Source organism: Streptomyces sp. NPDC102462 (genome assembly GCF_044765425.1).
Classification (GTDB): Bacteria; Actinomycetota; Actinomycetes; order Streptomycetales; family Streptomycetaceae; genus Streptomyces.
The window spans coordinates 1-7,216 of record NZ_JBIWKB010000020.1; the positions used below are offsets into that span (position 1 = coordinate 1).

Below are 7,216 nucleotides of genomic sequence, written 5' to 3' on the forward strand. Positions count from 1 at the left end.
CCCGCGTGGACCTCGTCGCAGCCGCCTCGGGCACGGTGCGCCTGCCGGCGGACGTCCTGGAAAAGGGCCAGGCCCTGGTCGCCCACCACGAGCCCCCCCCCCCCCCCCCCCCCCCCCCCCCCCCCCCCCCGGCGCCCCCCCCCCCCCCCCCCCCCCCCCCCCTCGACCGCCCCTTCGTCGCTGACGTCGGCGGGGAACGCGTGGACGTCGAGCCCGTCGGCGCGGGCCTTCTGCGCGAGGACGTCGGGCCGGGCCCCGGCCCGGTCCACGGCGGCGACGGTGACGCCGTGCTCACCCAGGGCCCGTACGATCGCAACTCCGATGCCGCCGGCCGCGCCGGTGACCAGGGCCGTGGCCCGGGGCAGGTCCGTTTTCGGGTTCAACTTGCCTCCAGTGACAGGTCGTTGGTCTGCTGTGCCGTCAGCCGCGCCAGGCCGCGGCCACGGCGATGGCCTGGGCGGGGTTGAGCCGCGGGTCGCAGAAGCTGGTGTACTTGCCGGTGTCCCGTTCCTCGGGCGCCTCCCGGGACAGGCACTCGGCGACGTCGTCGGGCGTGGTCTCCAGGTGCAGCCCGGTCGCGGTGCCGCCGGCCTCGTAGACCGCTTCGTAGAAGGTCTCCACCTCGTGGACGACCGTTTCGAGGAAGCGGGTCTTCAGACCGTCCGGGCCGGTGACGGTGTTGCCGTGCATCGGGTCGCACAGCCACAGGACGGGATGGCCGGCCTGCCGGACGGCGCGGACCAGCCGGGGCAGCCGGGTGCTCACGGCGGCGGCCCCCATGCGGGCGATCAGCGTCAGCCGGCCCGGGTCGCGGTGCGGGTCGAGCCGGTCGCACAGGGCGAGCAGTTCCTCGGGGGTGATGCCGGGGCCCACCTTGCAGGCGACCGGGTTCACCACGGCGGAGTGCAGGGCGACGTGCGCGCCGTCCACCTGCCGGGTGCGCTCGCCGATCCAGGGCCAGTGCGTGGACGCCAGGTACGGGGAACCGTCGGCGTCCTCGCGCAGCAGGGGCAGTTCGTAGTCGAGGACGAGCGCCTCGTGGCTGGTCCACACCGCGGCGTCCACGTCATGACCCGGCGTGGGCTGCTGCCAGCCGAGGTGGCGCAGCACACTGCTCGCCGCGTCGTAACCGGTCAGCAGCCGGCGCGGGTCCGGTGTGCGCAGCAGCGGGTCCGGCTCGGGGCTGTTGACGAGGTGCCCGCGGTAGACCGCGAGGACCCGCCCGGCCACGGTCTCCGTCGGCTGCGAGCGGGGCTTGGCGAACTGGCCGGCGATCCTCCCGACGCGCAGCACCGGCTTGTGGGACAGCGACTTGAGGGTGCCGGCGAGCAGGTCGAGCAGCGCCGCCTTGCGCGCGACGTAGCCGCGCGTGCACTCCTCGGGGTCCTCGGCGCAGTCACCCGCCTGGATGACCTGGACGGCTCCGGAGGCGGCCCGCGCCAGCAGGGAGCGGAGCCGGTGGACATCCCGCGCCCGCACCAGCGGGGGCCGGGCCGCGAGATCGTCCCGTACCTGGTGCAGTGTGTCGTCGTCCTCCCACTCCGGCTGCTGGGAGGCGGGCAGTCGGCGCAGGAGCGCGAGATAGTGGTCCACTGAAACCTCCTTCTGGACGGGTGCCGTGAATTCTCCGGGGCTCGAAATAGCACCGGAAAGGAATCGCTTCGGACTCCGTCAAGTCATCTGCCGGGAAGGAGAGGCCGGCCATCGGCGCACTTCACGGGCGGTGGAGCGGCCTGCTGAAATTCCCTTTCGGGGCGCGCTCGATCCTTTGGTCTCCCTATAGAACGCCTCCAGAACTCCATCAAGAATTCCCCAGGAAATCCCTGTGCGGCGCGGCTGCCGGACGGGACCCGGCGCTCGCCAGGCACAGCAGGGCGAGCGCGGCGGACCCGGTCATCCCGAGGAACATCGGCAGTGCGGTGCGGTCACCGCCGAGCCCCATGAGCGGGGCGGCCAGGGCGCCGAGCGCGCTCTGCGCGGTGCCGAGCACGGCGGAGCCCGCGCCGGCCGCGTGGGGCACCGCGCCGACGGCGAGGGTGGTGCCGTTGGCGAAGACCAGGCCGAGCCCGAGGAAGGCGAGCCCCAGCAGGGTGAAGGCCTCGATCCGGCCGAGCCGGCCAAGGGCCGTGACGGCGAGCGCTGCCGTCGCGGCAGCGGCCAGCAGGACCAGCCCGGCCAGCAGCAGGGACCACGGGCTGAACCTGCCGACGAGGCGGGCGCTCAGGGCGCTGGACAGGGTGGCCGTCAAGGCGCCCGCCGCGAAGGCCGCCGATGCCTGTCCGACGCTCAGTCCGAGCACGTTCTGCAGCAGGAACGGCGAACCGGCGATGTAGCAGAACAGCGCGGCGCTGCCGAACGCGAAGGCTCCGGTGAAGCCCAGGTAGGCGCGGTCGGCCAGGACGGAACGCACCGACCGGGCCACCGCCGCCGCCCCGACGGGGGTGCGCCGCGCGGGCGGCAGGCTCTCGGGGACGATCGCATAGGCGGCGGCGAAGGTCATCAGGGAGGCCGCCGCGAGGACCCAGAACACGGCACGCCAGCCGGTCGCGGTGACCACCGCCCCGCCCGCGAGCGGCGCCACGACCGGGGCCACGCCGCCCAGCGCCATGAGGATGCCGAACAGCCGTGCCGCCCGCTCGCCCCGGGCGAGGTCGGCGACCACCGCGCGCCCGACGACGAGTCCGGCCGCGCCGCCGACGCCGGTCAGCCAGCGCAGCAGGATCATCCACTCCAGGGTGGGCGCGACGGCGCACAGGGCGGTGGCGCAGGCGCAGACACCGGTGCCGACCAGAATGGGCCGCCGTCTGCCGAACCGGTCGGACAACGGCCCGAACACCAGTTGTCCGAGGGCCAGTCCCACCATGAAGGCGGTCAGCGTGAGCTGCACCCCGGAGGCGTCGGTGCCCAGGTCCCTCGCCATCCGCGGAAACGCGGGGAGGTACATGTCGGTGGCGAGCGGCATGACGAACGACAGCAGGGCGAGGACCGCGGTGAGTGCGGCGGAGACCCGTGCCGGCCGGACGGCACGGGACGGGCGCGGGGGCGACGGCGACGACGGCGACGGCGACGAGGACGACGAGGACGACGAGGACGACGGGGGCATACGAGGCTCCGGGGGCGAGGAGCCCACGCGCCCGAGGCACCGGGCTCCGGACGGGTGCACGGAACGGGATGGTGGTTCCGGGTCAGGGGGTCGGCGGGGTATCGGCGTGTGTCTCGGCGGCGTCGAGGAACGCGTCGGCCCAGCCGGGGTCGAACGCCTCCAGACGGGGCAGACCGCCGGTCCGCGGGTCACCGGTCCAGGTGAGCCGGACGCCCGGGTTGTGCGCGGCCCAGCCGTACGGTCCGAACAGGTGCGGGCTGCCCCGCACTCCGGTGTCCCGCGCGGCACGCCACTGCGCGAAGACCTCGGCGCGGCCGGACCCACGGGCCAGCGCCCCGGCCAGCGCGTCCGCGTCGACCTCCGGGCACCCGGCCGCGGCATCGAGGATCACCGGGACGACGCTGACGCAGCGGCTCTCGGCGTAGAAGGCGTGCCGCAGCGCGGCGTCCAGCGCGTCCGAGCCGCGCAGTCCGCCGATCGCCGGATCCTTCGCCGCCTGGACGGCCTCCAGCGCGGGCAGCGTGGTGGACGGATAGGCGGCGTCCCGGCCGGCCCAGACCCGCCAGCCGAGTTCGGGCCGCGCGGCCCCGATGACGACGACCTCCGGTTCCACGATGTGCCGCGGCGTCGGCTCGGCGTTGAACAGCTCCAGCGGGAAGGCCCGGTGGTCGATCAGCAGCTCATGGCCCCGGGACCGGGCGGCGGCCCGTACGGTGTGCAGCGCGAGCCCGGCCCAGGGACAGCCGATGTCCGACCAGACGGTGAGCACGGTCACGGGCTCAGAGCTCCACCTGCACGCCGTACCGGGTGACCCAGGCGTCGAACTCCAAAAGCCGCTCCAGGACCGCGCGGGCGCTCCACGGCCCACCCATCGCATAGGCGCCGACGGGCCTGCCGAGTAGCTTGCGGACGGCGTCGGCCGAGACCAGCCGAAGCACCGGGGAGTCCTTGGTGAGCAGGCCCTCCACCATGCGGCGCAGGGCGAGTTCGTAGGTCACGTCCTGCGTCGAGGGGTAGGGGTTCTTCTTGCGGTCCAGGACGGAGTCCGGGAGGATCCCGCGCATCGCGGCGCGCAGCAGGCTCTTCTCACGGCCGTCGTGGGTCTTCATGGCCCACGGGACGTTGAAGACGTAGTCGACGAGCCGGTGGTCGGTGAAGGGGACCCGCACCTCCAGGCTGACGGCCATGCTCATGCGGTCCTTGCGGTCGAGCAGGAAGTTCTCCCAGCGGGTGATGTTGAGGTAGCCGACCTCCCGCATCCGGGCCTCCAGGCCCTGTTCGCCGTCCAGTCGTGGCACTTCGGCCAGGGCCTCGGCGTACCGCTGCTTGATGTACTCGCCAAGACCGAGCCGGTCCCAGATGCCGGCGTCGCGCAGGGCGCCGATGCCGCCGGCCTGCTCGAAGGGGTGGTGCCAGGGGAAGGTGTCGGCCTCGACGGCCGCCTTGTCGTGGAACCAGGTGTACCCGCCGAACAGTTCGTCCGCCGCCTCCCCGGACAGCGCGACGGTCATCCGCTTCCTGAGGGCGCGGCACAGCAGATACAGCGAGTACTCCATGTCGCCGGTGGACACCGGCAGGTCCTGCGCGCGCAGCACCCTGGCCCGCACCTCGGGGTCGAGCACGTCGTCGCTGTCGAGTTCGACGACGACATGCTCGGCGCCGACGTGCCGGGCGACCTCGATCGCGAACGGGGTGTCCGGGTCCTCCCACTGGACGTTGGCCTCGAAGCGCTCGCTGTGCCCGGTGAAGTCGACGGAGAAGGCGCGCAGCGGCTGCCGTTCGCCCTGGGCGGCCAGGGCGCGGGCGGCGAGCGCGGTGACGGCGCTGGAGTCCAGACCACCGGAGAGCAGTGTGCCGACGGTGACGTCGGCGACGAGCTGCCGTTCGACGATGTCCTCCAGCAGTTCGCGCACCCGGCCGATCGTCGTGGGCAGGTCGTCCGTGTGCTCGCGTGCCGTGAGCCGCCAGTACTCGTGCTCGCTCAGCCCGTTCTCGTCGAACCGCACGACGGTCGCCGGACGTACCTCGCGCATGCCGCGGAACACGGCGTGCCCGGGCGTCTTGACGATGCTGAACATCTCGCGCAGCCCATCGGCGTCCACGACCGCCTCGGCCTCCGGGTGGCTGAGGATCGCCTTGGGCTCGGAGCCGAAGAGGATGCCGTCGTCGGTGAGGAAGTAGTAGAGAGGCTTGACACCCATCCGGTCGCGGACCAGGAGGAGCCGTTCGGTGCGCGGGTCCCACAGGGCGAAGGCGTACATGCCGTTCAACCGCTCCGTGAAGTCCTCGCCCCACTCCAGGTAGCAGCGGAGCAGCACCTCGGTGTCGCTCGCGGTGCGGAACCGGTGCCCGCGGCGTTCCAGCTCACCGCGCAGTTCACGGAAGTTGTAGATCTCACCGGTGTACGTGACGACCGGCGCGTCCGGTGCGCCGGGCGCGGCGGCCATCGGCTGCTTGCCGCCCTCCAGGTCGATGATGCTGAGGCGCTGGTGCCCGAGCAGCGCGTGCGCGGAGGCCCACAACCCGTGTTCGTCGGGGCCACGGCACTCCAGGGTGCGCGTCATGGCGGACGCGATGCCGGTGTGCCGGGTCAGATCACGTCGCAGACTCACCCATCCCGCGAGACCGCACATCGTCAATCGGTTCCTTTCACTAGGGTCCGTGGGCAGCATGTGCGGGGCGCCGACCCCGAACCACAGGAGCGCGGTTACCTCGTCAGGTCCCGTGGCGCGACCGGGACTTGGGGCCGCGGACCTGACGAAGTGGCGGGCCGCCCCTGCACCGGCCGGCCCCGGCCCGCCTAACCTGGCTCCTCACGATCCGCGAGATGTACGGAGCGCCAACGCGAGGCGGCTCCCCGGTGTTCGCGCGGAAGGCAAGGGAAGAAGGGCCACTCGATGAACGCCGGTGACACGACCGGCCGTCACCTCAAGCGGTTGCGCGCCGAGGGGGTCTCCGTCTGGCTGCGGGGGTTCCATCATCCCGATCCGGAGGGCGAGTTGCCCGGCCTCGTGGCGGCCTGGGACCTGGGGGGAGTGACCTGGACGGTCGACGACGTCCTCGCGGGGGACGGCCGGGCCCGCCTCGCCGAACTCCGCGAGGGCGGGGCCGACCCGGCCCGCGCCTGGCGCCGGCTGTCGGCGGACGCCACCCGCGCCGCCTGCGACGCGCTGCTCCCGCTGTACGAGGCAAGCCGCAGCCGGACCGGCCTGGTCTCGGCCGATCTGCCGCCGGCCGTGCCCGGCCGTTCCGCGGCGCAGGAGGCGCGGGCCCTGTGGTGGGCCGTCGACCGTTCCAATCTGCTGCTGAAGATCCCGGGTACCCCCGGCGCTCTGGAGACGGTCAGTGCCCTGGTCGCCGACGGCATCGGCGTGGACGTCACACCGGTGTTCAGCGCCATGCGGTACGAGCAGGTCTTCGACGCGCTGTGCGCGGGCCTTGAGCAGGCGCGGCGGGCGGGCCGCGCGCTGCACCGCATCTGCTCGGCGGTGTCGCTGCCCATCGCCCCGGTCGACGCCCTGGTGGACCGCCGGCTGCGCGAGCAGGGGCTTGCCGCCGCCCGCTACCCGACGGGCGAGGCGGCCCGCGCCCACGCCCGTGTCGTGTACCACCTGCACGAGCAGGCGATGAGCGCGCCGCGCTGGCAGCGGCTGGCCAGGCACGGCGCGCGGCTGCCGCACCTCGTGTGGACGGACCTGGAGCCGGCGGGACCGGTCCGCTACGCCGACCATCTCGTCGCCTGGGGAGTGGTGCACGCCCTCAGCCGCCCCGCGCTCCCCGCCGGCACCGGCTCCACCCTGATCGGCGACGCCCTGTCCGGCCGCCACATCACCGCGCGGCAGGACCTGGAGGCGCTGTACGCCTTCGGCCTGTCCTACGAGGAACTGGCGAGGGAACTGGAGACGGCGTGGCTGGCCGACCGGGAGGAGCGGGGGCGCGCCCTGTGGAGGGAGCCGGCACCCGGAACCGCCCCCACAACCCCGCCCCCGACAAACACGAACCCCACCTGAAACCAACCCCACCTGGTCCGGGCCCCGCCTGGGCTGGGCCCCGCATGAGACCGGGTTCCGCCTGGGCCGCGTCCCGTTTGAGACCGGGTTCCGCCTGGGCCGC

General features: G+C 73.5%; 5 protein-coding genes and 1 pseudogene. 1 reads left to right on the forward strand and 5 read right to left on the reverse strand.

Annotated features, from left to right (window positions below):
• Window positions 1-173: 173 nt before the first annotated feature.
• From ACIRFL_RS18900 to asnB, 5 genes and pseudogenes are all read right to left on the reverse strand, one after another.
• Window positions 174-383 (reverse strand): annotated as a pseudogene (locus ACIRFL_RS18900) (SDR family NAD(P)-dependent oxidoreductase); the annotation flags it as partial.
• A gap of 37 nt (window positions 384-420) precedes the next feature.
• Window positions 421-1,593 (reverse strand): 3-deoxy-7-phosphoheptulonate synthase, encoded by a 1,173-nt coding sequence (locus ACIRFL_RS18905; RefSeq protein ID WP_404029681.1) that lies wholly within the window; start codon window positions 1,591-1,593, stop codon window positions 421-423.
• A gap of 208 nt (window positions 1,594-1,801) precedes the next feature.
• Window positions 1,802-3,103, reverse strand: a complete 1,302-nt coding sequence (locus tag ACIRFL_RS18910) for a multidrug effflux MFS transporter (RefSeq protein WP_404029682.1) — start codon at window positions 3,101-3,103, stop codon at window positions 1,802-1,804.
• Between the two features lie 82 nt (window positions 3,104-3,185).
• Window positions 3,186-3,878: a DsbA family protein gene (locus tag ACIRFL_RS18915; RefSeq protein ID WP_404029683.1), complete on the reverse strand. Its 693-nt coding sequence runs from the start codon at window positions 3,876-3,878 to the stop codon at window positions 3,186-3,188.
• Window positions 3,879-3,882: 4 nt separating this feature from the next.
• Complete coding sequence (gene asnB / locus ACIRFL_RS18920) at window positions 3,883-5,736, reverse strand: asparagine synthase (glutamine-hydrolyzing) (RefSeq protein WP_404029684.1); 1,854 nt, start codon at window positions 5,734-5,736, stop codon at window positions 3,883-3,885.
• A gap of 264 nt (window positions 5,737-6,000) precedes the next feature.
• Between asnB and ACIRFL_RS18925 the strand changes: the two genes are divergently transcribed.
• Window positions 6,001-7,113: a transaldolase family protein gene (locus tag ACIRFL_RS18925; protein ID WP_404029686.1), complete on the forward strand. Its 1,113-nt coding sequence runs from the start codon at window positions 6,001-6,003 to the stop codon at window positions 7,111-7,113.
• Window positions 7,114-7,216: the final 103 nt, after the last annotated feature.